At 67.1% G+C, this 24,687-nt stretch carries 23 protein-coding genes; 11 read left to right on the forward strand and 12 right to left on the reverse strand.

Going from position 1 to position 24,687, the window contains the following annotated elements; genetic code table 11:
* From KBW98_RS11680 to KBW98_RS11720, 9 genes are all read right to left on the reverse strand, one after another.
* A partial coding sequence (locus tag KBW98_RS11680) for a glycosyltransferase (RefSeq protein WP_211520312.1) occupies positions 1–957 on the reverse strand: 957 nt, incomplete at its 3' end.
* A 2-nt stretch (positions 958–959) separates the two neighbouring features.
* Positions 960–2,516, reverse strand: a complete 1,557-nt coding sequence (gene xrtA, locus KBW98_RS11685; protein WP_211520313.1) for an exosortase A — start codon at positions 2,514–2,516, stop codon at positions 960–962.
* Positions 2,507–3,700, reverse strand: a complete 1,194-nt coding sequence (locus KBW98_RS11690; RefSeq protein WP_211520314.1) for a TIGR03087 family PEP-CTERM/XrtA system glycosyltransferase — start codon at positions 3,698–3,700, stop codon at positions 2,507–2,509. The genes xrtA and KBW98_RS11690 overlap by 10 nt, the downstream gene beginning before the upstream one ends.
* A gap of 4 nt (positions 3,701–3,704) precedes the next feature.
* Positions 3,705–4,802, reverse strand: a complete 1,098-nt coding sequence (locus KBW98_RS11695; protein WP_211520315.1) for a FemAB family XrtA/PEP-CTERM system-associated protein — start codon at positions 4,800–4,802, stop codon at positions 3,705–3,707.
* Between the two features lie 18 nt (positions 4,803–4,820).
* A complete protein-coding gene (locus KBW98_RS11700; RefSeq protein WP_211520316.1) occupies positions 4,821–5,702 on the reverse strand; it encodes an XrtA system polysaccharide deacetylase in 882 nt (293 codons plus the stop codon).
* The gene (locus tag KBW98_RS11705; RefSeq protein WP_211520317.1) at positions 5,699–6,730 is read right to left on the reverse strand and encodes an XrtA/PEP-CTERM system-associated ATPase; all 1,032 of its coding nucleotides are present in this window, start codon (positions 6,728–6,730) and stop codon (positions 5,699–5,701) included. The genes KBW98_RS11700 and KBW98_RS11705 overlap by 4 nt, the downstream gene beginning before the upstream one ends.
* A 14-nt stretch (positions 6,731–6,744) precedes the next feature.
* Complete coding sequence (locus KBW98_RS11710; RefSeq protein ID WP_211520318.1) at positions 6,745–8,334, reverse strand: TIGR03016 family PEP-CTERM system-associated outer membrane protein; 1,590 nt, start codon at positions 8,332–8,334, stop codon at positions 6,745–6,747.
* A complete protein-coding gene (locus KBW98_RS11715; RefSeq protein WP_211520319.1) occupies positions 8,315–9,265 on the reverse strand; it encodes an XrtA-associated tyrosine autokinase in 951 nt (316 codons plus the stop codon). Before KBW98_RS11715 ends, KBW98_RS11710 begins: the two co-directional genes overlap by 20 nt.
* 21 nt (positions 9,266–9,286) lie before the next feature.
* Positions 9,287–10,819: an XrtA system polysaccharide chain length determinant gene (locus tag KBW98_RS11720; RefSeq protein WP_211520320.1), complete on the reverse strand. Its 1,533-nt coding sequence runs from the start codon at positions 10,817–10,819 to the stop codon at positions 9,287–9,289.
* A 397-nt stretch (positions 10,820–11,216) separates the two neighbouring features.
* On the opposite strand from KBW98_RS11720, the gene KBW98_RS11725 reads away from it, so the two are divergent.
* The 10 genes from KBW98_RS11725 (at position 11,217) to KBW98_RS11770 (ending at position 20,099) form a co-directional block, all read left to right on the forward strand.
* Positions 11,217–11,993, forward strand: coding sequence for a serine protease (locus KBW98_RS11725; RefSeq protein WP_211520321.1), 777 nt, complete (start codon positions 11,217–11,219; stop codon positions 11,991–11,993).
* 155 nt (positions 11,994–12,148) lie between these two features.
* Positions 12,149–12,763 carry an XrtA/PEP-CTERM system exopolysaccharide export protein gene (locus KBW98_RS11730; protein WP_211520363.1) on the forward strand — a complete coding sequence of 205 codons (615 nt, stop codon included), beginning with the start codon at positions 12,149–12,151 and terminating at the stop codon, positions 12,761–12,763.
* Positions 12,764–12,971: 208 nt separating this feature from the next.
* Positions 12,972–13,541 carry a hypothetical protein gene (locus KBW98_RS11735; RefSeq protein WP_211520322.1) on the forward strand — a complete coding sequence of 190 codons (570 nt, stop codon included), beginning with the start codon at positions 12,972–12,974 and terminating at the stop codon, positions 13,539–13,541.
* 19 nt (positions 13,542–13,560) lie between these two features.
* Positions 13,561–13,806: an HPr-rel-A system PqqD family peptide chaperone gene (locus tag KBW98_RS11740; RefSeq protein WP_211520323.1), complete on the forward strand. Its 246-nt coding sequence runs from the start codon at positions 13,561–13,563 to the stop codon at positions 13,804–13,806.
* Positions 13,800–14,720 carry an HprK-related kinase A gene (locus tag KBW98_RS11745; protein ID WP_211520324.1) on the forward strand — a complete coding sequence of 307 codons (921 nt, stop codon included), beginning with the start codon at positions 13,800–13,802 and terminating at the stop codon, positions 14,718–14,720. Before KBW98_RS11740 ends, KBW98_RS11745 begins: the two co-directional genes overlap by 7 nt.
* On the forward strand, positions 14,717–15,799 hold the full coding sequence (locus tag KBW98_RS11750) for a nucleotidyltransferase family protein (RefSeq protein WP_211520325.1): 1,083 nt from the start codon (positions 14,717–14,719) through the stop codon (positions 15,797–15,799). Before KBW98_RS11745 ends, KBW98_RS11750 begins: the two co-directional genes overlap by 4 nt.
* A gap of 123 nt (positions 15,800–15,922) precedes the next feature.
* The gene (locus KBW98_RS11755; RefSeq protein WP_211520326.1) at positions 15,923–16,648 is read left to right on the forward strand and encodes a GAF domain-containing protein; all 726 of its coding nucleotides are present in this window, start codon (positions 15,923–15,925) and stop codon (positions 16,646–16,648) included.
* A 6-nt stretch (positions 16,649–16,654) separates the two neighbouring features.
* On the forward strand, positions 16,655–18,265 hold the full coding sequence (locus KBW98_RS11760; RefSeq protein ID WP_211520327.1) for an FAD-binding oxidoreductase: 1,611 nt from the start codon (positions 16,655–16,657) through the stop codon (positions 18,263–18,265).
* Between the two features lie 222 nt (positions 18,266–18,487).
* Positions 18,488–19,297, forward strand: coding sequence for a PEP-CTERM sorting domain-containing protein (locus tag KBW98_RS11765; RefSeq protein WP_211520328.1), 810 nt, complete (start codon positions 18,488–18,490; stop codon positions 19,295–19,297).
* Between the two features lie 157 nt (positions 19,298–19,454).
* The gene (locus tag KBW98_RS11770; protein WP_211520329.1) at positions 19,455–20,099 is read left to right on the forward strand and encodes a DUF2878 family protein; all 645 of its coding nucleotides are present in this window, start codon (positions 19,455–19,457) and stop codon (positions 20,097–20,099) included.
* Positions 20,100–20,117: 18 nt separating this feature from the next.
* On the opposite strand, the gene KBW98_RS11775 is transcribed toward KBW98_RS11770, so the two are convergent.
* The 3 genes from KBW98_RS11775 to KBW98_RS11785 form a co-directional block, all read right to left on the reverse strand.
* On the reverse strand, positions 20,118–20,876 hold the full coding sequence (locus tag KBW98_RS11775; protein WP_373888931.1) for a GNAT family N-acetyltransferase: 759 nt from the start codon (positions 20,874–20,876) through the stop codon (positions 20,118–20,120).
* A 147-nt stretch (positions 20,877–21,023) separates the two neighbouring features.
* Positions 21,024–23,798, reverse strand: a complete 2,775-nt coding sequence (gene prsT, locus KBW98_RS11780; RefSeq protein ID WP_211520330.1) for an XrtA/PEP-CTERM system TPR-repeat protein PrsT — start codon at positions 23,796–23,798, stop codon at positions 21,024–21,026.
* Positions 23,799–23,986: 188 nt separating this feature from the next.
* Positions 23,987–24,310 carry a hypothetical protein gene (locus tag KBW98_RS11785; RefSeq protein ID WP_211520331.1) on the reverse strand — a complete coding sequence of 108 codons (324 nt, stop codon included), beginning with the start codon at positions 24,308–24,310 and terminating at the stop codon, positions 23,987–23,989.
* A gap of 103 nt (positions 24,311–24,413) precedes the next feature.
* On the opposite strand from KBW98_RS11785, the gene KBW98_RS11790 reads away from it, so the two are divergent.
* Positions 24,414–24,683 (forward strand): MoaD/ThiS family protein, encoded by a 270-nt coding sequence (locus KBW98_RS11790; protein WP_211520332.1) that lies wholly within the window; start codon positions 24,414–24,416, stop codon positions 24,681–24,683.
* The last annotated feature ends 4 nt before the right edge of the window (positions 24,684–24,687 follow it).

Genomic DNA, 24,687 nt, shown 5'->3' on the forward strand with positions numbered 1-24,687 from the left:
GGGGATGCCGCCGACCGCGGTGGCGACCACCGGCAGGCCGCTGGCCATCGCTTCCAGCAGGGTGACCGGGGTGCCCTCGGCGATCGAGGACAAGGCGAACAGCGAGAAGCCGCGCATGGCCGGAGCCACGTCGGCGCGCGCGCCGGCGAAGCGCACGCTGTCGCCCAGGCCGGCGTCGCGCGCCTGGGCCTCGAGCGCGGCGCGCAGCGGGCCGTCGCCGACCAGCACCAGGCGCAGGGGTTCGTGCGGCAGCAGGCGGCGCAGTTCGGCGAAGGCCTGGATCAGGGTCGCCTGGTCCTTGACGTCCTGCAGGCGGCCGACGGTGCCGATCACGAAGGCGTCCGGGTCGTCGTGCCAGGTCTCGACGCCGGCTGCGCCGGCCGGGGCCGGATGGAAGCGCTCGGTGTCGACGCCGTTGTCGATCAGGACCAGCTTGCGGCCGGCGATGCCGACCACCTCGCCCAGCCAGCGCCGCAGGTCCTGCGAAACCGGCACGATGCGGTCGATGAAGGGCGCGGCGCAGCGGCGCAGCAGGTTGTGCTTGGGATTCAGGCCCTCGGGGTCGCGCGCATCGCGTCCGTGCTCGGCGTGCACCCGCACCGGGACGCCGGCAGCGAAGCCGGTGGCCGCATATTCCATGGTGCCGAAGTTATAGGTGTGCAGGATCGCCGGGCGCAGGCGGCGCAGCAGGCGCCACAGCACGAGGTGGATTCCCAGGCCCAGGCCCGGCTGCTTGTGCAGCGCGACCAGCTCGACGCCTGGGCGCGTGATGCGCTGGGCGAAATCGGTGTAGTCGGTCAGGCACACGACGGCATGCCGGTAGCTGTGCGCCGGCATGCGGTTGATGATGTCCACCAGCAGGGTTTCCAGACCGCCGATGTCGAGGCGGTAGATCAGGTGCACTACCAGCGGCGGCGCGGGCCTGGCAGCGGCGGCGGAAACGGAGACGTCGGTCATGCTCAGCGTCCCTGGGTCGCCGCCAGCGCTGCGTCGAGCGCCTTGAAGTTATCGCCCAGGAAGGCGCGCAGGGCGCCGCGCGCCTTGTCCTGGCTTTCCGTGAACGGTGCGGCGAGCGCGATCATGGCGCCGTCGTCGCCCCGGAAGCGCAGGCGGCTTTCGGCCTGGCGCAGCTTGCCGACCACGTTGCTCGGGGTGTACTGGCCGCCGATCCACAGCACCTGCCACACCAGCAGCTTGCCGCCGGCGCTGTTCAGCACCGTCTCGCGCAGCGCCAGGCTGCGGCCGTCCACCTGCTCGCTGCGGCCGGCGCTCGAGAGCGGATGGTAGGGATCCTTTTCGCCGGTCAGGCGGTTGACGGAGCTGATCAGGCCTTTCTGCTTGGTCTGGTTGCGGTAGTAGAGCACCTGCAGGCGCACCGGGCGGTCGACGCCGGTGCGGGTATAGGTGCGCTCCAGGCGCGCATCCGGCTCCATGTAGTCGACGCGCCAGTCGGGGAAGCCGGCGGCGACCTGCCAGGCCAGGCTTGGCTCGGCCAGCTGTACCGGCGCCGGGTTGTGGTTGGCGCGGTCGTTGAAGACGGCGAAGGCGGGCCACAGCGCGGCCACCAGCACCGCGCCCGCGGCGACCGGCACGATGCGTCCCGGCAGCGAGGGCACCATGGTATGGGCGGCGGCGCGCTGCGCGGCCGCCTGCTCGTCCTCGCGCCAGTAACTGCCGACCCAGAACATGATGAACATGATCAGGCCGAAGAACAGCCAGCCGTAGATGATGTGGTCGACGCCGGTGGCCAGCTCCATGCCGCTCGAGTGGCCGATCATCACGATCATGTAGGCGCGCAGGCCGTTGGCCACGATCGGCACCAGGATCGACAGGCCGATGAAGACGACGCGGCGCAGGGTCGAGTGGTAGGTCAGGTAGGCATACAGGCAGCCCAGGGTGATCGAGGAGATCAGGTAGCGGATGCCGCTGCAGGCTTCCACCACCGACCAGCTGCCGGTGGGCAGCTCGAAGCGGGTGCCGTTGCGCAGCACCGGGATGCCGGTGGCCTGCACCGCCCAGATGGTGAAGTCGGCGGTGAACTGGATCAGGGGCTCGACGAAGATCTCGCCGAAGGGCACCGCGAACAGCAGGAACAGCAGCGGGAAGGCGAGCGAGCCGGCCAGGCGCGGGCCGAACAGGGCCACCGCCGCCACCGGGAACATGGCCACGAAGCTGTACTGCATCACCACCTGCACGTCGCCCATGCGCGCCGCCAGCCAGCCGGCGCCCAGCAGGGCCAGCAGCAGCAGGGCCGGCGGATAGGGACGGGTCGGGATCAGGCTGAAGTTCTCGCGCCGGCGCCAGATCAAGGCCAGGCTGATCGGCAGGATCACGTAGCCGTGGGCGAAGGTGTCGGAGCTGTTCCAGATCGAGACCATCGACTCCGCCGTGGCGAAGTAGAGCAGGAAGGGCGCCAGCATGGCCAGTGCCAGCACGGCGACCTGGACCGGCGTCAGCGGGGTGGGGGCGATCGGAACATGGGCGTGCGCGACGCCCGGCGGTGGTTTCAGGAACATTCGAGTCGCTCCCCGATGCAGGCCAGGTTGCTCGGCCAGCTGTATTGGCGTTCTACCCTGGCGCGTGCCGCCAGGCCCATGTCGTTGCCGTCGCGTGCCAGCAGCTGTGCGACGGCGTCGGCGAAGCCGGCGCCGTCCTCGGCCACGATCAGTTCGCGGCCCGGTTCGGCGTGGATGCCTTCCAGCGCCTGCGGCGAGACCACCACCGGGGTGGCCATCGCCATCGCTTCGAGCACCTTGTTCTGGATGCCGCGCGCGATGCGCAGCGGCGCCACCGCGGCGCGCGCGTGGGCGATGTAGGGGCGCACGTCGGGCACGGTGCCGGTGACGCGGATGCCCGGCTGGCGCGCCAGTTCCTGCACCGCGGGCGCGGGACGGGCGCCGACGATGTAGAAGTGCAGGTCGGGGTGACGCGCGCGCAGGATCGGCATCGCCTCCGAGGCGAACCACTGGACCGCGTCGACGTTGGGCCAGTAGTCCATGGCGCCGGTGAACACGATGGCCTGCTCGCCCGCCGCGTAGGGACTGGCGTAGTCGCTGTCCGGCGTGAAGTAGTCGGTGTCGACGCCGTTGCTGAAGTGGCCGATCTTGGCGGTGCTTTCGGGCGCCAGCTGGCGGAACAGGTCGGCCTCGGGGCCGGACACGAACAGCGAGGCGTCGTAGTCGCGCGCCACGCGGCGCTCGTAGGCCAGCAGCTGGCGCGCCTCGTGGCGGTACAGCCAGCTCATCGGCCAGGGCTTCTTGTCGGCGTACTGGCGCCATTTGTCCGAGTCGACGTCGCAGAAGTCGACCACGCGGCGCGCGCCCGGGAACTTGTCGGCGTACTGCGCCATCGCCGAGGAGAACACCAGGACCCGTTCGATCTTGTGGGCGGCCACGGTCTCGTCGACCCAGCGCGCCAGGCCGGCGTCGCGGTAGTAGTCGAGCGAGAGCGAGCGGCCCTTGACCAGCGCGCCCAGGCTGCGCACGCGGGCCAGGGTGGGGTTCAGGCTGGCGAAATGGCTGCTCGCGCACAGGCGCTCGACGGTCGGCACGTGCTGCCAGTCGTCGGCGTCGTCCACGAAGGTCGCCAGGTGCACCCGGTAGTCGCGCGCCAGGTGCTTGAGCAGGTGGTAGGAGCGGATCTTGTCGCCCTTGTTGGGCGGGTAGGGGATCCGGTGGATCAGCAGCAGCAGGTCTTCCACGGCATTATCCCAGGTTGCGCACGATGTACGGTCCGAGGAAGTTCGCCACCGGCAGCGGCAGCTTCTTCCACATCTTGATGAACAGCTGGTATTTCGGGTTCAGCGGATTGTTGTCCGGCAGCTTGCTCGAGGTGTACAGCTTGTATTCGTAGGGCAGCGGCTCGGCGGTGAAGCCCCAGTTCTTCTTGAAGTCGTAGGCGCCGGTGCCCAGCTTGCTGCGGCCGAAGTCGAAGATGCGGCAGCCGCGCGCGGCCGCAGCCTGCATCAGGCTCCAGTACATGTAGTCGTTGCCCGCCACTTCGCGCGCCAGGTCGGTGCCGCCGCCGTAGTAGGGTACGACCTCGTCGCGCCAGTAGAAGGACAGCACCGAGGCCACCAGGCGGCCGTCCTCGGTGAGGATGGTGCGCACTTCGCACTCGTCGCCGAAGGTCTGCTGCAGCAGGGCGAAGTATCTTTTTGGGAATACCGGGGTGCCCAGGCGCAGCACGCTGTGGGCGTAGGCGGCGAACATGCGCTCGACGTTGTCTTCCACCACGGCCTTCAGGCCCAGCTTGATCCCCTTGCGCACCATGGCGCGCTGCTTGCGCGGGATGGCGTTCAGGTTGGTCTCGTCGTCGCTAGAAATCTCCTTGCGGAAGGTGACGTAGAGTTCCTTGGTGTGCCAGCTGGGATCGTCCGGGTGGGCGCGCTGCATGCCGCGGTATTCCAGGTGGCCCACGCCGAGCTTTGTCGCCAGCGCGTGCGCGGCCTCGTCCAGCATGCGGCGCGCCTGGTCGCCGAGCGCGGCCACGCCGCCGTAGACGCAGAAGGGCATGGCGCCCAGCGCATGGCCGAACAGGCGGCTCTTGATCTCGGCCAGCGGCAGCACGCCCTGGATCTGGCCGTCCTGCTCGACGTAGTAGAACCAGGTCTTGATGCCGAAGGATTGCTGGATGACCTTCTGCCAGCCCGACAGGTGGAAGAAGGTCGCTTCCGGGCAGGCGCGCACGAAGGCGTCCCAGCGGGAGGCGTCCTGCGGCTGCATCAGGTGCAGGGTCAGCGGCCCGGTCGCCAGGACCGGGGCGGCGCGTTGGGCCTGTGCGGCTTCGATGATCGAGTTCATGCCGTGCGTGTTTCTTTCTTATTGCTTGTCCAGGAAGATGCGGTCCATGCGGTCCCACGCGAAGTCGCGCGCCAGCTGCTCGAGGCGCTTTTCCATGCGTCCGATGTTGACGTAGTGGCGGAAGCGCGACTTGGCGTCCAGGCCCGCGGGACGCGGCTGGCCCGGATCGAGCTCCCAGGGGTGGAAGTAGAACAGGGCCGGTTCGCCGTCCTCGCGGTTGACCTTTTCCATCATCCAGCGCGACAGCGCGTAGGGCAGCAGGCGGAAGTAGCCGCCGCCGGCCGGCAGGTTGCGTCCACCCATGCGGACCGTGGTGACCGGCACTTCCAGCAGGCCGTCCGGGCCGTTCGGGTAGAAGGCGAAGCGCGGCGCGTCCGGCATGCCGTAGTGGTCGTGGGCGATCGGGTAGATGCTCGAGCTGTAGCGGTAGCCCGCCTCGCGCAGCGCGTCCAGGGCCCACAGGTTCTGCGCGCCGATCGAGAAGCTGGGCGCGCGGTAGCCGAGCACCTCCTGGCCGCCGAGGTCCTCGAGCAGGGCCTTGCTGGAGCGGATGTCGTTGTCGAACTCGGCGCGGCTCTGGTCCGAGGCGCGCAGGTGGCCGTAGCCGTGGCTGGCCAGTTCGTGGCCGCTCGCCACGATGCGGCGCACCACGTTCGGATAGCGCTCGGCGATCCAGCCCAGGGTGAAGAAGGTGGCGCGCACGCCGTGGCGCTCGTACAGCGCCAGGATGCGCTCGACATTCGCCTCGACCCGGCATTCGCGCGTATCCCAGCTGTCGCGCGCGATGTAGGGGGCGAAGGCCGAGACCTGGAAGTAGTCCTCGACGTCGCAGGTCATGGCGTTGCGGATGCGCTGGCCGGGAGCAGGACGCGGCCGGGCGGCGGGGGCTTGCATCTTCATTCCTGGTTGTCCATGTGTTGGGCCGCCTGGCCCGGGGGCGCGGCGACGATTTTCTTCAGGATCGACAGTACGGAGACGATCGATTTCTCGAGGCGCATCATGCGTTCGTCCAGCACTTCCACGCTGGCGCCAGTGCGGCGTTCGCCCAGGCGCAGCTCGCCGTCCAGCGCGTCGGCGCCGGCGCCGGAGGCGCCCGGAAGTTCGGTGTCCGGCAGCTGGTATTCCTCCGAGATGTCGCGCACCACTTCCTTGACGTCGGCTTCGCCGAAGGCGTGCAGCTCCTCCAGGTAGCCCATCAGGAGGACGCGGTCCATCAGGGTATTGGTCTTGCGCGGGATGCCGCCGCTGTAGGCGAACACCGCCGCGTAGGCGCCGTCGTCGAAGGACGGGTCGCCGTTCCAGCCGACCGTGGCCAGGCGGTGCTCGACATAGGCGCGGGTCTCCTGGGCATCCATCGGGCCCAGGTGATAGCTGGCGATCACGCGCTGGCGCAGCTGCTGCATGCCGGGGCTGTGCAGGGTGGCGCGGAATTCCGGCTGGCCGAGCAGGAAGGTCTGCAGCAGCGAGCGGTCGTCGGTCTGGAAATTCGACAGCATGCGCAGTTCTTCCACCGTGCGCGCGTTCAGGTTCTGGGCCTCGTCGATCACCAGCAGGGCGCGCTTGCCCTGGCGGTCGACCGAGCGCAGGAACTGCTCCAGGCGGTTGAGCAGCTCGGCCTTGCTGGCCCCTTCATAGGGCAGGCCGAAGCTCGACACCACCATGCGCAGCGTGTCCTCGGGATCGAGGCTGGTGTTGACGATGTGGGCGGCGACGATCTGGTCGGTCGGGATCTTGTTCAGCAGGTTGCGCACCAGGGTGGTCTTGCCGGCCCCGACCTCGCCCGTGATGACGATGAAGCCCTCACCCTGCGACAGGCCGTACTCGAGGTAGGCCATGGCGCGCTTGTGGCCCTTGGAGCCGAAGAAGAAATGGGGGTCCGGCCGCAGCTGGAAGGGCTTGGCGGACAATCCGTAGTAGGTTTCGTACATCGCTGTTCTTCCGCTTAAAGCTGCATCGACAGGCTCGCCGTGACGGCGTTTTCCTGGTAGGTCGCGCCCGCGCCCAGGCCGAGGTCGCCGCTGCGGCGGCGCAGCTCGAGCGCGCCCAGCACCTTGTCGCCGTAGCGGCGCGTCAGGCCCAGGCGCAAGGTGCGCTGGTGGTCCACCAGGCCGGTGGTGATCGAATGGCTGCGCCGCAGATCCCAGCTGGCGATCACGCTCGAGCGGCGGTTCAGCTGGTAGGTGTAGCTGGCGTCCACGCCGCGCTGGCGCACGTTGTCGTTCAGGCTGGACAGCTGGCTGCCCAGCAGCTCGCTGTCGCTCTGCGAATCCGTGAGCGCGATGCGCTCGCTGGCATACAGGCTCAGCACCGCGCTGCTGCGTCCGCGCCGGTAGGCGCTCGAGGCCTGCAGCAGCTTCTGGCGCATGTAGCGGTTGCTCAGGAAGTTCACGCTGTCGGCCAGGCTGGGCGGCAGGCCGGAGGCCTGGATGTAGGCCGCCACCATGCGCTGGCGTTCGACCGGATCGGGGAAGGAGGCCGCGAACAGGCGGTCGAGCAGGGCCGCGGTGTCGATCGTCGACGGCAGCAGGAATTGCTGGCGCGAGTTCGTGACCGCGTCGCTGTAGTTGACGCTCCATACGGTATGGCGGCTGCGGTGGCTGGCCAGCAGCGAACCGGTCTGGCCGTAGTAGTGGCGGCCGAGCGAGGCCTGCAGGCTGGTGCGGGTACTTGGATTCCAGATGAAGCCGCCCGACCAGTTGCGTCCCTCGTCGCCGTTGCCCAGGCCGAAGTCGTAGCGGTCGTAGCCGGCGTTGGCGGTCAGCGACAGGCGCGGCGTGACGCGGTAGCTCAGGTTGGCCGACAGCGACTGGGTCGAGGAGTCGCCGATGCGCTCGCTCTCCAGGTCCTGGCGATAATAGGTCAGGCCCCAGCCGAGCGCGTCGAAGGCGCGGCCGCTGACCAGGCTGGCGTTGACGCTCTCGCCATTCGTCTTGTTGAAGCCGCGCCGCGTGACGCCGTCGAGCGCGTCGCGGCCGCTGGCATCGACGCCGTCGCGCGTGTAGCGCAGCTGCATGCTGGCGGTGTTGCCGAAACGCTGGACCAGGTAGGGGCTGATGCTCCAGGTCTCGATCTCGGCGCGGTTGCCGAGCGCATACAGGTCATTGCTCAGCTGTGGGCCGAAGGCCGAGGCGCTGCGCTGTCCGCGCGAGGCCGAGGCGTCGATGAACAGGAGATCCTCGGCCAGCTCGCCGCGCAGGGCGCCGTTGTACTGGCGCTGGTTGTCGACGGTGCGGCGGCCGGTGCTGTGCAGGAAGGCGTACTGGTGCCAGGCGGCGCTGGCCGAGACGCTCAGGCGCCGGCCCCTGCCGACCACGGTCACGCCGGGCGCCACCTGGGTCACCAGGTCGCTGTGCTTGAGCGTGTCGTCGCGCAGGTCGATGTTGTCGGTGTAGGTGGCGGTCGTGCTGAGCGTCGGGGTCACGCGCCAGTCGGCGTGCGCCGGCAGCGCCAGGGCCATGGCGGCCGCCAGCGGGGTCAAGCGTAACAACCGGCGCTGCGGGCGCGGCTGCTGCTTAGCCGTAGTGATAGTCATACGTCTCTTCGATGCCGGGGATGTCCCTGGTCTTGTTATAGATGAGGTTTACGTTGTTCATGCCGTCCAGCTGCTGCAGCGCTTCCTTGACCGCGTGCTGGGTCGTGGTCTGGGCTTCCACCACGACCACGATCTGGCCCATGTGGCTGGCCAGGACGCGCGATTCGCTGGTCAGCAGCAGCGGCGGCGAATCGAAGATGATGACGCGGTCCGGATAGCGGTTGGCGAGCTCGAGCACCATGGAACTCATGCTCGAGCTGGCCAGCAGCTCGGTGGCGCGCGAGGTGCTGGTGCCGGCCGGCAGGATCGACAGGGTGTCGACGTTGGTGCGCAGCATGACGTCGGACAGGTCGAGCTTGTCGTCCAGCAGGATGTCCATCAGGCCGCGGTGGGCCGGCAGGCCGAGGGTGCGCAGCACCGAGGGGCGCGCCACGTCGGCGTCGACCAGCAGGACGGTGTGGTCGAGTTCCATGGCGATGCTCATCGCCAGGTTGATCGCGCAATAGGTCTTGCCTTCGCCCGGCAGCGAGCTGGTCACCATGATCAGGTTGGCCGGGTTGGCGCCCGCGCTGCGTTCGCCGAAGGCGCGCTTGAGCAGTGGGCGCTTGATGATGCGGAATTCTTCCAGCAGGTTGGTGCGGCCGCCGGCGGCGGTCACCATGCCCAGGTCGCGCATGCGGCCCAGGTCCAGTTCGACCTTGCGCGGGGTGGAACGGGGCTGCGCCGGCGCTTCGGCAGCCGGTGCGGCGGCCGGCGCGAACGCGGCCGCGTCGACGGCCGCCTGGGCGCCGGATGCGGGGGCAAGGGCCACGGCCGTATCCAGGACCGGTTCCACGGAAACATCCGCCGGGGCGCCGGCGGCGGGGGTGACGGGAGCAGCGGCCTGGCGCTGCTTGTCGATGCGGCTGGCCGCTTTTTCGATAATGCTCACATTCGCTCCTTGGCTACGGCCTTACATGTTGGGACGGACGAGGATGGCGGCGACGCCGGCCCCGTAGGTGCCGAACAGCACCAGCACCGAGACGGCCAGGGCCACCAGGCGGCGCTTGCGGCGCACGGTCTGCTCGGCGGTCCAGTTCATGCTGATCGAGCCCAGGATCGGCACGCCGGTGACTTCGCGCAGCGTCGACTGGCTGAGGAAGGTCGGGCGCAGCTGGCTCATCAGGAATGCACCGGCCAGGCCGGCGGCCAGGGCGGCCACGAACACGAGCGAGAACAGCTGCAGGCGGTTGGGGCCGGACGGGACCGGCGGGGCGGTCGGCGGTTCGATCACGCGGAAGGTCAGCATGTCGGTGGCCGAGGACAGGTCGCCCGACAGCTTGGCCGATTCGCGGCGCTCGACCAGTTTCTGGTAGTTTTCGCGGTTGACTTCGTAGTCGCGGTTGAGCTGGGCCAGCTGGGCCTCGATCTCCGGCGCCTGGGCGCTCTGGGTGCGCAGCTGGGCAACGCGCGCGCCGTACTCGGCCACGCGCGCCTGCAGCGAGGCCACGCGCGCTTCCGCCTCCGACAGCGAGACGGTGAGCTGCTGCAGCATCGGGCTGTAGCTGGCGCCCGGATCGGCGCTCGGCTTGCGGTTCTTGGCTTCGTCCGCCTTGCGCGCCTGCAGCTGCTCGAGCAGGCGGCGGTTGGCGACGATGTCCGGGTGCTGTTCGGTGAACTGGGTGCGCAGGGTGTCCAGGGTCTTGGTGACGGTGGCGATGCGCTCTTCCAGGGCCGGATCGGTGAACGGCACTTCGGGACCCTTGCCCGGGGTGCTGCTGCCGCCCGAGATCTTGCGGCGGATCGCGTTGCGCGCCTGCTCGGCCTCGGCCAGCTCCAATCGTGCCTGGCTCAGCGCTTCATTGGCGGTGATCATGCGCGAACCGAAGTCGGCGCCCTCGCGCGGCAGCATGCCGACGTGCTTGATCTTGAACTCCTTGAGCGTGTTCTCGGCGTTGGCCAGCTTCTCTTCGTAGCTCTTGATCTGGTCGTCGATGAACTGCACCGCCTTCTCGGAATCCTGCTTCTTGCCGCCGAAGCTGCCCTCGACGAAGATGGTCAGGAAGGCCTGGACCACGTCGCGGCCCTGCTTGGCGTTGGGCGCGGTATAGCTGATGGTGTAGATGTCGTCGCGCTCGGTGCCTGCCATCTTGATGCGCGAGATCATGTCGTCGACCATCTTCTCCTGTTCCTTGCTGTCGCGCGCCTTGACGTCGAGGTCGACCATGCGCAGCACGCGCTCGACGTTCGGACGGCTGATCAGGGTGCGGCGCATGAACAGGACCTGCTGGTCCAGGTTGGGCACCGTGGTCATGTTCGACAGCAGGGGCTTGAGGATGCTCTGGGTGTCGACGTAGACGCGGGCCGAAGCCTCGTACTGGTTCGGCAGCTTGAACACCACCGCCCATCCGGCCAGGGCGACTACCCAGGTGATGACGACGGCATGCCAGCGGTATTTACCGATGGCTTTCAGGAAAGTAAGAATCAGGGCTGTAATCTCGGCCATCTTGTCAGTCTCGCCAGTGGGAGCCCTCGGCAGGGCTCAACAAATAAACATCTCGCATGATCGCTTGTACCCTGAGCAATTGCAATTACGTATTTGGAAATTGCGCTTTTCGGTACCAAGAGTGCAAACTGTTTGCAACAGAACTTCTGCATTGCAACAAAATCATCGTGCTTCCTGCGGTTTTTACCCCTGTTTCTGTTGCATTATCGCAAACATTTGCTTGCAGGGGTAATTGTATTTTTCTAAACCTTTTGATACCGGGATACGATGATGTCGTAACAAGTCAATAATTTTGTTGCTTTCAGTAAAACATGCTTATTGTAATGTTTAAAATAGGAAAGGGCCTGCACAATTGACAGCCCGAACGACAGATGTACCGGAGCATTGTGATATGCGTATGACAAGACTTTCATCCATCCTGCCTGGCGCCGTGCTGGCGCTGGCGGCCATCCTGGGCGCCTCTGCCGCGCATGCCGCGCCGCTCACCGAAACGGCGGCGGCCGTGAAGCAGTCGGTACTCGGCATCGGCACCTACCAGAAGACCCGCAGCCCGGCGATCGTGTTCGTCGGCACCGGCTTCGTCGTGGGCGACGGCCTGAGCGTGATCACCAACGCCCACGTGGTGCCCGACACCATGGATGGCGCCCGGCTGGAAGAGCTGGGCGTGGTGGTGGGCAAGGGCGAGCAGGTCGCTTTCCGTCCGGCCACCCTGGTGGCGCTGGACCGCGAGCACGATCTGGCCCACCTGCGCCTGTCGGGCGCGCCGCTGCCGGCCCTGGCCCTGGGCGACGGCGAGCGGGTAGTCGAAGGGCAGGAGATGGCCTTCACCGGGTTTCCCTTAGGCATGAACCTGGGCCTGTATGCCGCCACCCACCGCGCCTTGCTGGCGGCCGTCACGCCGGTGGTGCGGCCATCGCTGAATTCGCGCAAGCTGGATGCGCGCGCCATCACCCAGCTGCAGCGCTCCTCCTACCAGGTGTTCCAGCTCGACGCCACCGCCTATCCGGGCAACAGCGGCAGTCCGCTCTACGATCCGGCCAGCGGCGCCGTGCTCGGCGTGATCAATGCCGTGTTCGTCAAGGGACTGAAGGAGACCGCGATCAGCAACCCGAGCGGTATCACCTACGCGATTCCGGTCCGCCATGTGCAGGCGCTGTTGCAGCGTAAGCAGTAGAAATGAAACTATTTCAACTGTGCACGCAATTCAGCGGGAGCCTGTTATACAATAGCCACGCCTGTTAATGGGTGAATAACATTTTTTAGATCGCAAGATGATGCGCAGGCCAGGCGCCGCGCTGCCATGCGAAGGGGATCGACGTGAGCAAGATGATGCATTTGATGAAATATGTTGCTGCGGCGGGCGCCGCCGGCTGCCTGCTGCTGCTGGGCGGTTGCGCCAGCCCCGCGGCGCCGAGCCAGGCGGCCCTGGCGCCGGTCAATCCGGACTACCTGATCGGGCCGGGCGACAGCGTGAACATCATTGTGTGGCGCAATCCCGAAGTGTCGATGTCGGTCCCGGTACGTCCGGACGGCAAGATCACCACCCCCCTGGTCGAAGACCTGCCGGCCGCCGGCAAGACCTCGACCCAGCTGGCGCGCGACATCGAGCAGGCCCTGGCCAAGTTCATCCAGCAGCCGGTGGTGACCGTCATCGTCACCAACTTTGTCGGCAATTTCAACGAGCAGATCCGTGTGATCGGCCAGGCGGCGCGTCCGCAAGCCCTGCCGTACCGCCGCGACATGTCGCTGATGGATGTCCTGATCGCGGTCGGCGGCGTCACCGAATTCGCTGCCGGCAACAAGGCGACCATCGTGCGCACCGTCGACGGCAAGCAGGAAAAGCTCCCGGTGCGTCTCGACGCCCTGCTCAAGGATGGCGACATCTCGGCCAACGTGATGATGCGTCCTGGCGACGTTTTGATCGTTCCCGAAAGCTTCTTCTGAACGCCTGTCGAGAATTTTTACAAACCGACGCGTTCCCAAATTACAATAGCTTAAGCGGCAAACCGCCCGGCCGCAGCTAGGCCTCTGTTTCTCAAGGAGTTTTTTCTAAAATACAATGTATTTTGGAAAACCTTGCTAATAGAGGCACGTTTCTTGCATCATGCTACGGGCGTGCGCCGACCGGCCATCAATCCTCGAGGAACCCGACGTGGCTACCGAACATCAACCCGACCAAACTACTCCCCCGACTCTCGATGCCCGGGGTGCGGCCCGCCGCCGCCTCGGCAAGGCGGGCCTGGGCGCGGCCGGCGTCCTGTGGACGCTCGAGAGCAAGGCGACCATGAGCTACGGCGCGATCTGCGTCGCGCCCTCGGCCGGCCTGTCCGGCGGCCTGGACAGCACTTACGGTCCGAAGCCGACCTGCATCGGCCGTTCGCCGGGCTACTGGAAGCAGGCCCACCATTCCTGGCCCTGCTCGCGCCGCATCAAGTTCAGCGAAGTCTTCCCCTGCTACGGCGCGAACAAGAACACCTATGGCGCCGCCACGATGCTGACGATGCTGGGCAATGTTTCGTTCGACAAGTACAACCTCGGCCAGCACCTGGTCGCGAACTACCTGAACGTCATTTCGAAGAAGTCCTCTTTCCTGAGCGTCAAGACCCTGGTCGAGATGTGGACCGAGCTGCAATCCACCGGCCAGTACAGCCCGGCGCCGGACGTGTTCTGGAACGCCGAGGAGACCAAGCGCTACCTGGAACGCACCTACGGTGGTTCCTGAGGCGCGCCCCTGGCGCATCGTGCCCGGGCAAACGCTCGCCTGCCGCGAATGGGAAGACGGCGCGGTCCTGTTCAACAGCCTGTCCGGCGCCACCCACCAGCTGTCGGACGCCGCGCTCTGGATGCTGGATGCCCTGGCCGAGGCGCCGCGCAGCCCCGCGGCGCTGGCCGCCGCCCTGCGCGAGCAGGGCGCGCAAGCCGAACCCGAACACCTCGCCCGCCTCCTGCATGAGCTGAAAGGCCTGCACCTGGTCGAACCATGCTGACCGTGTCGTCCCTCGCGCCCGCGCAGCTGCGCGCGCGCCTGCAAGGCCCCGGCCTCGACTTGCGCACCGGGCCCTTCACCTGCCGCGTCACCAGCGACATCCCCCGGGTCCAGCAAGGCATTGCGCTGCTCTACGCCGACTATCCGGTGCAGGCGCCAGGCGGCTTCGCCGATTTCCACGTCAACCTGCGCCGCACCAAAGGCCTGCGCCGCTGGTTCCGTCCCCAGGTGCGCTTCGACCAGGACGGCCTGACCCCGTTCAAGCCGCTGCCCCTGGCCCAGGCCTATCCGATGTTCGAATGGGTGCTCAACTGGTGCGTGACCAACCGCGCCCACGGCTACCTGGTCGTGCACGCGGCCGTGGTCGAGAAGGGCGGGCGCGCCGTGATCCTGCCGGCCCCTCCCGGCTCGGGCAAGAGCACCCTGTGCGCGGCCCTGGTGTGCCGCGGCTGGCGCTTGCTGTCGGACGAGCTGTGCCTGGTCCGCCACGCCGATGGCGCGCTGGTGCCGGTGCCGCGCCCGGTCAGCCTGAAGAACGCATCGATCGGGGTGATCCAGGCGTTTTCGCCCCAGGCGGTGTTCGGTCCGCGGGTAGAGGGCACGGCCAAGGGCACCATCGGCCACATGCGCGCGCCGGGCGACAGCGTGGCGCGCGCCCTCGAGCCGGCGCGGCCCGTGGCCATCGTCTTCCCGCGCTACGAGGCCGGCGCCGCCACCCGGGTGGCCCAGTTGGGCAAGGCCGGCACCTTCATGCGCGTGGCCGACAACGCCTTCAATTACGCGCTGCTGGGCGAGCGCGGCTTCGCCACCCTGGGCGACCTGGTCGACGCCTGCAGCGGCATCGAGTTCAGCTACAGCAGCCTGGACGAGGCGATGGCCGTGTTCGAGCGCCTGGCCGAGGGACGCCAGCCATGAGCATGCCCTTGCTGCTGCAGCTGCTGCGCGACCCGCGCATCGCCGCGCGGCTGGCGCCCGGCGACTGGGACCTGCTGCTGCGCCAGGCCGCCAACGCCGGCATGGGCGCCACCGTGCTGGCGCTGCTGGAAGACGGCGGCCTGCTGGACACGGTGCCGTCCGCGCCGCGCGCCCATCTGGAATGGTGGCGCGTGGCCGCCGAGCGCCATGCCTGCGCGGTGCGCTTCGAGGTGGCGCGTATCCGCGAAGCCCTCGACGAACTGCAGCTGCCCGTGATCCTGCTCAAGGGCGCCGCCTATGCCCTGGCCGAGTTGCCGGCCGGGCGCGGGCGCGTGTTTTCCGACATCGACATCCTGCTGCCGAAGGCCGCCATGGGGAAGGCCGAGGCCGCCCTGATGCTGCACGGCTGGGCCACCACCCACCACGACGCCTACGACCAGCGCTACTACCGCCAGTGGATGCACGAGCTGCCGCCGATGATCCACATGCACCGCGGTAACGCGATCGACGTGCATCACGCGATCCTGCCCGAGACCGCGCCCGCGCGCCCGGATCCGGCCAAGCTGCGCGCCGCCGCCGTGGCGCTGCCGGGCGAACCCGGCCTGTGGACCCTGTGCCCGCACGACATGTTCCTGCACAGCGCGGTGCACCTGTTCTGGGGCGGGGAATTCAACCACGGCCTGCGCGACCTGTTCGACCTGCACCGCCTGGCCCTGCACTTCGGCGCCCGGCCCGGCTTCTGGGACGGCCTGGCGGCGCGCGCCGCCGAGCTGGAACTGGCGCGCCCCCTGTTCTATGCGCTGCGCTGGTGCGTGCGCCTGCTCGATACGCCGGTGCCGCCGGCCGTACTGGCCCAGGCCGCCGGGGGGCGTCCCAAGGGCGCGCTGATGGTGCTGATGGACGCGCTGTTCGCGCGCGCCCTGCTGCCGCTGCACCCGAGCTGCGGCGGCCGCGCGGCCGCCCTGGCGCACTTTGCGCTCTATGTGCGCGGCAACTGGCTGCGCATGCCGCCGCTGCTGCTGTCGCGCCACCTGTTCCACAAGGCCTTCCTGTCGCCCAAGGCCGCCGAGCCGGTTTGAGCCAGGCCCGGCCGAAAGCGGGCTGGAGGGGTGGTGCGGCGCGGAAGAATGGCATACTATTAACAGATTGCATCCCGGACCCTTGCGATTCCTCCAACGTCAACCCTTACGCGGATAAGACCCATGGAAACAGCGGACAAGCTGGTACGCCTGCAAGACCTGCGCCAGTTCCTGGCCGGCGGCAGCCTGGAAGACAACCTGCAGCGCCAGGCCGAGCAGGCCGCGCTGCTGGTCGGCGCCGACCACTGCTCGATCATGCTGATCAACAGCGGCAGCGGCGAGGAAATGCGGATGAGCATGTATGCGCGCCACGGCGACTTGCCGGACGCGGCCCTGCATGCCTCGATCGGCACCGGGGAGGGCATCTGCGGCCATGTACTGGCCAGCGGCGAGGCGCTGTTCGTGGAAGACATCGGGCGCTCGCCCTTCGCGCTGCTGGCGCGCCGCCCCGACGCTGCCGGCCGCGCCCTGATGGCGGCGCCGGTGAGGATAGGCGACAAGATCATCGGCGTGGTCAACGTCTCGGGCGCCCGTTTCGACCCGCTCGACCTGCCCCTGCTCGACATCGTCGCCAGCCTGATCGGCAAGTCGATCCAGGTATCCCAGCTGCAGAGGGTGCTGGACTCGCGCTTCGCCCAGCTGGCCCTGCTGCAGGAAGCCCAGCACAAGGTCGGCGAGCAGGTGCGCACCGCCTACCAGAATCCCGAGGACGTGGCGCGCATCCTGGCGCGCGCCTTCTTCCGCGAAATGACCAAGGCCGGCTTCGCCTCCGGCCAGATCGTCAGCGCGGCCACCGAACTCATCGATCAACTCAATCGTCAATTGCAGGCGGACGGAAAAGCCGCCTGAACCGCAATGGAAACACAACCCACCCCGCTCGAGGCGGCCGCCGCCGAGTGGCAGGCCGTGCTCGGCCCTCAGCAGGTTCTTTCCCGTGAGGCCGCCAGCGCCGCCTACGGACCCGACACCACCGGCATCGAGCGCAGCGTCCCGGCGGCCCTGCGCATCCTCGACCCCGCCCACCTGCCCGAGGTGATGCGCATCGCCCAGCGCCACCGGGTGCCGGTCTATCCGGTCAGTACCGGGCGCAACTGGGGCTACGGCAGCGCCCTGGCGGTCCAGCCCGATTGCGTGATCCTGGACCTGTCGGGTATGAACCGCATCCTGCATTTCGATCCCGAGATGGGCGTGGTGACCCTGGAACCCGGCGTGACCCAGGGAATGCTGGCCGACTTCCTCGACAGCAACAATTATCCCTTCATGGTGCCGACCACCGGCGCCGGGCCCTCCTGCAGCCTGCTCGGCAACGCGCTCGAGCGCGGCTACGGGGTCACGCCGTATACCGACCACTTTGCCGCCGTCACCGACCTGGAAGCGGTGCTGGCCGACGGCAGCCGCTACCGCACCGCGATGCGCGAGGCCGGCGGCGAGGAACTGGCGCGCCTGTTCAAGTGGGGCATCGGCGCCTATTCGGCCGGCCTGTTCACCCAAAGCGGACTGGGCGTGGTCACGCGCATGAGCATCCTGCTGGCGCGCCGGCCCGAGGTGGTCAAGGTCTGCCTGTTCAGCCTCAAGGACGACGCGCTGCTGGAACCGGCGATCGAACGCATCCGCACCATCCTCGGCAAGCTGCCCGGCACCGTGGCCGGCCTCAACCTGATGAACCGGCACCGGGTGCTGGCGATGTCGGCGCCTTATCCGGCCGACCGCCTTGGCGCGGACGGCCTGATCCCACCCGCGCTGGTCGAGGAGCTGGGCCGCCAGTACCAGATCTTTCCCTGGACCGGCTTCGGCACCTTGTACGGCACCCGGCGCATGGTGGCCGCGGCCCAGAAGGAGATCCGCGCCGCGCTCAAGGGCGTGGCCAGCCGCATGCTGTTCCTGAGCCAGGACAACGCGAATACCCTGCGCCGCGTGGCCGGCTGGCTGCCGGGCCCGGCCGGGCAGCGCCTGGCCAGCACGGCCGCCACCCTGGCGCGCTCGCTGGAACTGGCGGGCGGGCGTCCGAACGAGACCGCGCTGCCGCTGGCCTACTGGCGCAACCCCGCTGCCGGCGCGGAAGGAGCGCGCAATCCGGCCCGGGACGGTTGCGGGCTGATCTGGTACGCGCCGCTGGTGCCGATGCGCGGGCAGGGCGCGCGCGCCTATGTCGAGATGGTCAGCGCCGTCACCCGCAAGCACGGCATGGAGCCCCTGCTGACCTTCACTTCGCTGAGTGACAAATTATTCGACAGTACCGTACCCTTGCTGTTCGACCGCCACTCTCCCGCCGCGGTGGAAGCCGCCCAGGCCTGCTACCGCGAGCTGATCGAGCGCGGCCGCGAGCAGGGCTGGTTCCCCTACCGGGTCACGACCTCGGCCATGCCTGGGTTGAGCGCCCTGACCCAGGACTCGCAGCAGCTGCACGAGCGCCTGCGCCGCGCCCTCGACCCGCACGATCTGCTGGCGCCGGGACGCTATCGTTAATTATCTGTCGGGAATTTTTACAATGGCCGAGCCCGCACGGCCGTCCAGAATTGTGAACTTTGTGAAAAGCGATGCATTTTCAACCACTTAGCGAGGATCTTTAAACGCTGGCACACAGATTGCTAAATACCCAGTGTCGGTGTCGTTATCTATCAAACAGAATTTCTTTATCTTGGAGAACGCAGCATGAAAAAGATTCTCGCACTCGCATTTGGCGCTGCCATGAGCTTTGGCGCATATGCCGCACCGGCTACCCAGCTTCCTCCGGGCCCGATCTACCTGAAGTTCTCGGGTCAAGAGCAGATCGCCATCAACGGCGCCACCACCTGGGCGGGTTCGAACGAAATCAACTGGGGCGTGTTCACCATCTCGACCATGGAACGCGGCTCGGTCAACACCCCGAACGACCAGATCGACCCAACCGGCGACATCTTCTTCGTCAACGGCCTGGGCGGCGGTCAAGTGACCGGCATGTTCTACGGCGTCGAGGCAGGCACCCCGAACGCGAACAACCCGTTCCCGGCGACCAAGGGCTACATGGACCTGTACTGGCGCGACCTGAACAGCATGTCCAAGACCACCCTGGACACCATCAACCCGGGCGTTCGTTGCGGCTTCAGCTGCGCCACCGGCTTCACCGAAGGCACCTTCCTGGCCCGCCTGTTCTTCGACACCGGCATGGACACCATCGATCCGAACAACACCGTCGTGGGCGACCAGGTTCCGAGCAGCAACGGCTTCTCGGGCACCGCCGACTCCTACGCATCGGTGGACACCTCGGCCGGCGGCCTGTGGGCTGACCAGCTGGATTCGGATTGGTTCTCGAGCTGGCAAGGCCTGCGCGACCTGCGCTTCAAGAACAGCTACAACTACAACCCGAACTGGGGTAACGGCGCCAACAACATCCTCGGCGCGCGCATCGACGATCCGGGCCAGGCTTACGCCCTGCCGGAACCGGGCGCCCTGTCGCTGATGGGCCTGGCAATGGTCGGCATGGGCGCCGCCCTGCGCCGCCGCCAGAAGAAAGACTAAGCGTCTTCCTTCCCGCTAAAAAAGGCCTCTTCGGAGGCCTTTTTTGCGTTTACATGCCCGATTCGTATGCTGGGTTTATTGACAATATTGACGGAATCATAGTCTACTCTCCGACATGCGAATTCCTTACCGTCTATTGCTTCAAGTGCCATTGGTAATGGCCATCCTCGCCTTCGTGCCGACCAACCTCGGCAAGCTGGCGGCCTTGCTGCTCGTGTGGGCGCTCACCTTCGGCCGCCTGAGCAAGGTCGAGGCCGTGTTCTTCGCGGTGGTGTGCGTGTTCTTCACCGGCATGAACGGCGCCTCCCTGGCCCAGGGCATCTTCCGTTTCACCGAACCGGACCTGCTCGGCATGCCGGTATGGGAATTGTTCATGTGGGGTTTCTACCTGCTGCACACGCGCCGCGTGCTGGGCGGGAAGGCCGCGCACGACCGCCGCGGCGCCGTCTGGGCGCTGGCGCTGGCCTATTCGGCGGCCTTCTCCGCCATCCATGACGGCAATACCCTGCTGGCCGTCACCGGCGTCCTGCTGGCGATCGGCCTGGTGCTGTTCCACGAACGCGAAGACCTGGCCTATACCGGCTACATGATCCTGCTGGGCGCGCTGATCGAGTATTCGGGCGTCCTCAGCGGCAACTGGGCCTACCCGGGCGATCCGCCGGGCGGCGTGCCGCTGTGGTTCATCACCCTGTGGGGCGGGGTGGGGCTGTTCCTGCGCCGCCTGGTGCTGCCGATCCTGGAGCGCTTCGAAGGACGCCCACATGAAAACGGCCTGCTCGCGCAGGCCGCATCCGGGGCGTAAGTGCCGGTGAGAGGCAGCTCAGCCGAGCGACATGAGACGCCGGGTGATGCCTTCTTCTTCTTTCTGGGAGAAGAAATACGGGAACAGCGAACGCTCGTTGCCGGGATGGTTGCTGGTGCCGCCGAAACGCTCGATCTGTTCCTGCACATGGTCCAGGCTGCTCCACAGCAGCCAGGCCGGCGCGTCGACGCGCGGATTGGTGCGCATCTCGCCCAGGCGGGTGAAGCCGAGCATGGTCTCGTAGAAGCGGCGGTGGCGTGGATTGACCTCGATGAAGACGTCGGTGCAGTTGTGGATGCGGCGGCCGTAGATGAACAGGATGTGGAACAGCGAGGCCAGCGCCATCTTGGAGCGCACCTTGGGATCGAAAGCCAGCTTGGTGATCTCGCACACCTTGCCGCCCCGCGCGCGGTAGCGGTCGATTTCGTCCTTGAAGATCTCGTCGGCCAGTAGTCCGACATCGGAATCGATGCCGAGCGTTACCGTTCCCACCACTTCGCCGTGGTCGGATGCGGAGAGGGTGATTCGGTTAGGGTTGTCCTCAAGACGATGCGTGCCTGCATAACCACGCCACGCATACATTTTATTGATCAAGAGACTGGCTTTGCTTCGGCCTTGATCAGTATCGGCAACCCGGATCCCGAAGGATTTTTCGTTGATGGCCACGTCGGTGATCCTATCACATGAGGCCGGTGAGCCTTCGGTAGCTGAGCTGTATCGTGCGCTCCCCGGTTCAGAGATTAAATCTTTCAATTCTGTGGAATTTAGCGTGGTCATATTCTCTCTCCGCAGGATGGGCGCCGGACTGATGCAGTGGCGGTTCTTCTATCCTAGCACTGACGGCACGGGCGTGCCAGAAAGAAATTGCAAATTTATAACTAATGATGCTAAAACGCCACCTTGCGGTGGCGTTTTCGTTCCGGCTTACAGCTGCTTCAAGAGTTCCTTGGCCTGCTCGGCGCCGGGGCCGTTGCCCTTCGATGCCAGCAGTTCCAGTTCCTTCTTGGCGCCGGCCTTGTCGCCCGACTTGATCAGGGCCTGGGCCAGGTGCAGGCGCAGGTCGCCGCTGTTCGGCGCCAGGTTCACGCCCTTCTGCAGCAGGGGCACGGCGCGCTTGAGATCGCCGCGTTCGACCAGGATCGCACCCAGGGTGTCCATCACCGCCGGGTGGTCGCCGCTCGCGCGGTAGGCCTGCTCGGCGGTTTCGAGCGCCTTCGGATCCTTCAGCTGCTGGTAGGTCCAGGCCAGGTTGTTCAGCGCCACGCCGTTGTTCGGCGCGGCCTTCACGATGGTCTCGAACTGCGCCGCCGCCTGCTTGAGCTGGCCCTTGGTCAGGCTGCGCTCGGCCTGGTACATGGTGACCGACATGTCGTTCGGGTTCTTCTTCATCCAGTCGGCCAGGCGGGCGTCGGCCTGGGCTTCCTTGCCGGACGCGAGCATGGCGCGGTGGATGGTCAGCAGCACCTTGGAGCTCGGCTGCAGCGCATAGGCCTTCTCGTACATCGCCAGCGCCTGGGCCTGCTTCTTCTCGCGGGTCAGCAGGTCGCCTTCGAGCACGTAGCCGACGGCGGCGTTGTTGGGCTGCTTCTGCAGGGCGCGTGCGCTCTCGAGCGCCTGCTCCGGCTTCTTGGCGCGCATCGCCAGCTCGACCTGGGCCAGGTGGGCCGGCAGGAAGTCCGGCTGCAGGGCCAGGGCGCGCTTGATGTCGTCGGCGGCGGCGCTTTCGTTCTTCAGCGCCACGTGGGCGTTGGCCAGGCGGTACTGGGCCATTGCCGACTTCGGCAGCACCTTGACCAGCTTGCTGTAGGTCTCGAGGGCGCCGGCGGCGTCCTTGCTGGCCAGCTGGGCCTGGCCGAGCAGGTCGAGCAGGTCGGGCTGGGTCGGGTTCTCGGTGCTGGCCTTGCGCGCCAGGTTCAGGGCCTTCTGCGGCTCGTTCTGGCTCAGGTAGTGGCCGCCCAGCTTGATGATCGGGGCCACGGCGCCCGGGTTGTCGGTGCTGGCCTTCTCCAGCCAGGTGGTGGCTTCGGCCGGTTTCTTCTCGTAGAGCGCGATCTGGGCCAGCGCGGTCATGGCGCCGACATGCTTCGGATCGGCCTTGAGGACGCCGTTGAAGCGCGCCTTGGCGGAGTCGATCTTCTTGTCGCGCATGTCGAGTTCGGCCAGCGCGGTGGCGGCCGGGTAGAAGGCCGGCTGCAGGCGGACCGATTCCTCGAAGGCGGCGCGGGCGGAAGCCGCGTCCTGCTTGGCCAGGTGGACCAGGCCCAGCAGGTTATGCACCTGGGCGTTGTTCGGCTGCTGCTTGGCCAGCTGCTGGGCGGCGGCCAAGGCCTTGTCGTAGTTCTTCATGCCGAGTTCGGCCTGCACCAGCGCCATGCCGCCGTCGGGCGACTTCGGATCGAGGGTGGCGCCTGCCTGCAGGTCGCTCAGGCCCTTGTCCCGGTCGCCCTGGCCCAGGCGCGACAGGCCGAGCGAGGTGCGGATCGCCGCCACCTTCGGCGCCAGCTCGCTGGCCTTCTCGAAGTAGCTGGTGGCCTTGTCGAAGTCGCGCACCTGCATGTAGGACTGGCCGGCCAGGGCCAGCAGCTGCGGATCGTTGCCGGCGTCCTTGAGTACCGGGGCCAGGGCGTCGACCGCATCCTTCGGCTGCGAGCTCTTGAGCAGGGTCTGGGCCAGCAGTTTGCGCGCGAAGACGTTGTCCGGATTCGACGCCAGGTATTTGCGCAGGTGCAGTTCGGCCTGCTGGAGGGCGCCCAGGTTCAGCTCCACCGCGCCCGACAGCAGGATGCTCGGCAGGTGATCGGGAGAGGCCTTCAGGACCTTCTGCAGCGATTCCTGGGCCTCGGCGTGCTTGCCCTGGGTGTAGTCGAGCAGGCCCTGGGCGTAGGTCGCCAGCAGGTTGCCCGGCGCATTCTTGCGCGCGGCCTCGATCGAGGCCTTGGCGGCGTCGAACTTGCCCTGGTTGATCTGGATATAGGCTTTTTCGACGTAGGCGCTGCGGTCGTGCGGGCGCAGGGCGATGACCTGGTCATAGGCCTTCATGGCCTCGTCCGTCTTGTTGAGGGCGCGCAGGATGCCGCCCTGGAACAGCCAGGCGTCCGCGTTCTTGGCATCCTTGGTCACGGCCTCGAGCGCGTAGCGTTCGGCGGCGGCCGTGTCCTGGCTGAACAGCGCGTGGCGCGCCAGGCCGATCAGGGCTTCGCCGGTGGCGGGATCGAGCTGGAGCGCCGCGTCGTAGGCTTGCTTGGCCTCGTCGGTCTTGCGCTGCTCGAGCAGGGCGTCGCCGCGCAGCGCCATCAGGGAAGCCGAGCCCTTGGCCTTCTCGAGCGTGACTTCTTCCAGCACCTTGTCGGACTGGCCCTGGGTTTGCAGGGCGCGCGCCAGCAGCGGCAGGGTGCGCTCGGAGGCGATGCCCAGGCTGGCCGCCTTGCGCAATTCCTTCTCGGCCGACACGGCGTCGCCGCTGTCGAGGTGCAGGCTGCCCAGCAGGAAGCGGGCTTCGCCGTCTTCCGGACTCTGGGCCACCGCGTTCTTCAGCTGGATCAGCGCGGCCTTGCGGTCTCCCTTGTCCTGGTACGCCTTCGCCTCGGCCAGCAGGGTCGCAGTCGATTCGGTGCGGTTGCAGCCGGCCAGGCCGCCCAGCACGAGGGCGCCGGAGACGAGGGCTGCGGTAAGAGTGAGCTTATGGACATGACGCGGCATTGAATCGTTCCTTTTAGGTAGTATCGCGGCGATGGGGGGACCGGGATGACCGGGAGGAGAGTTTCCTCATCGACAATAATACCCGAACGGGTTCATATGCAGTGAGTCTATGGACACGACTGTTGCGGACTTGCCATGACAGTTACGCAATCCTGCATGAATACCAACTGGCGCTCACTATCCCGGGCTCAACCGCCGGACGACGGGTCGTCTCCTTTCTTGAGCCGGTTCAGCAAGGCCTCGACGTTGTCGCTCACCGGCAGCCCGTGGCGCCGCAGCAACTGCACGTGCAGCACCAGGTTTTCCAGCACCAGCTTGGCGGACACCGCGAGCAGGGTCATCAAGCGATCCTCGGTGCTGAAGTTCTCCATCGACGCCGCCATCTCGCACAAATGGGTGGCGACCAGGGTGCGCAATTCGTCCTCGGGAAAGGGCAGGTCGGCGAAGTCGATCGGGTCTTCCTGCTCGACTTCCTGCATCAGGGCGGCCAGGTGCTCGGGTTTGATCGGCATGCATTGCTCCGCGAGTGGTTCAGGGCTACATTGTAGGTTTGCCCGCCGCGCAACGCCCACGGGATACGCAAGGCGGGACGCCCCCGTTTTTGATGGACCGATCATGGCGCAACTCTTCTTCACGCAGCAGCTGGCGCGCTTCACCGCCGTGCCCGAGCTCAGTACCGATGCCGGCTGCCTGCGCGAAGGCCTGGACAGCGCCTTCGCCCTGAACCCGCGCCTGCGCGGTTACGTGCTGGACGACCAGGGGGCCTTGCGGCCCAACGTCGTGATCTTCATCGATGGCCGGCGCTGCCTCGACACGCGGCGCCTCGACGATCCACTTCGGCCCGACAGCAAGGTCTACGTGCTGCAGGCCCTGTCAGGAGGATGAGCGG

Origin of the sequence: Massilia sp. ST3 (genome assembly GCF_018119405.1) — a bacterium.
Lineage (GTDB): Bacteria > Pseudomonadota > Gammaproteobacteria > Burkholderiales > Burkholderiaceae_D > Telluria.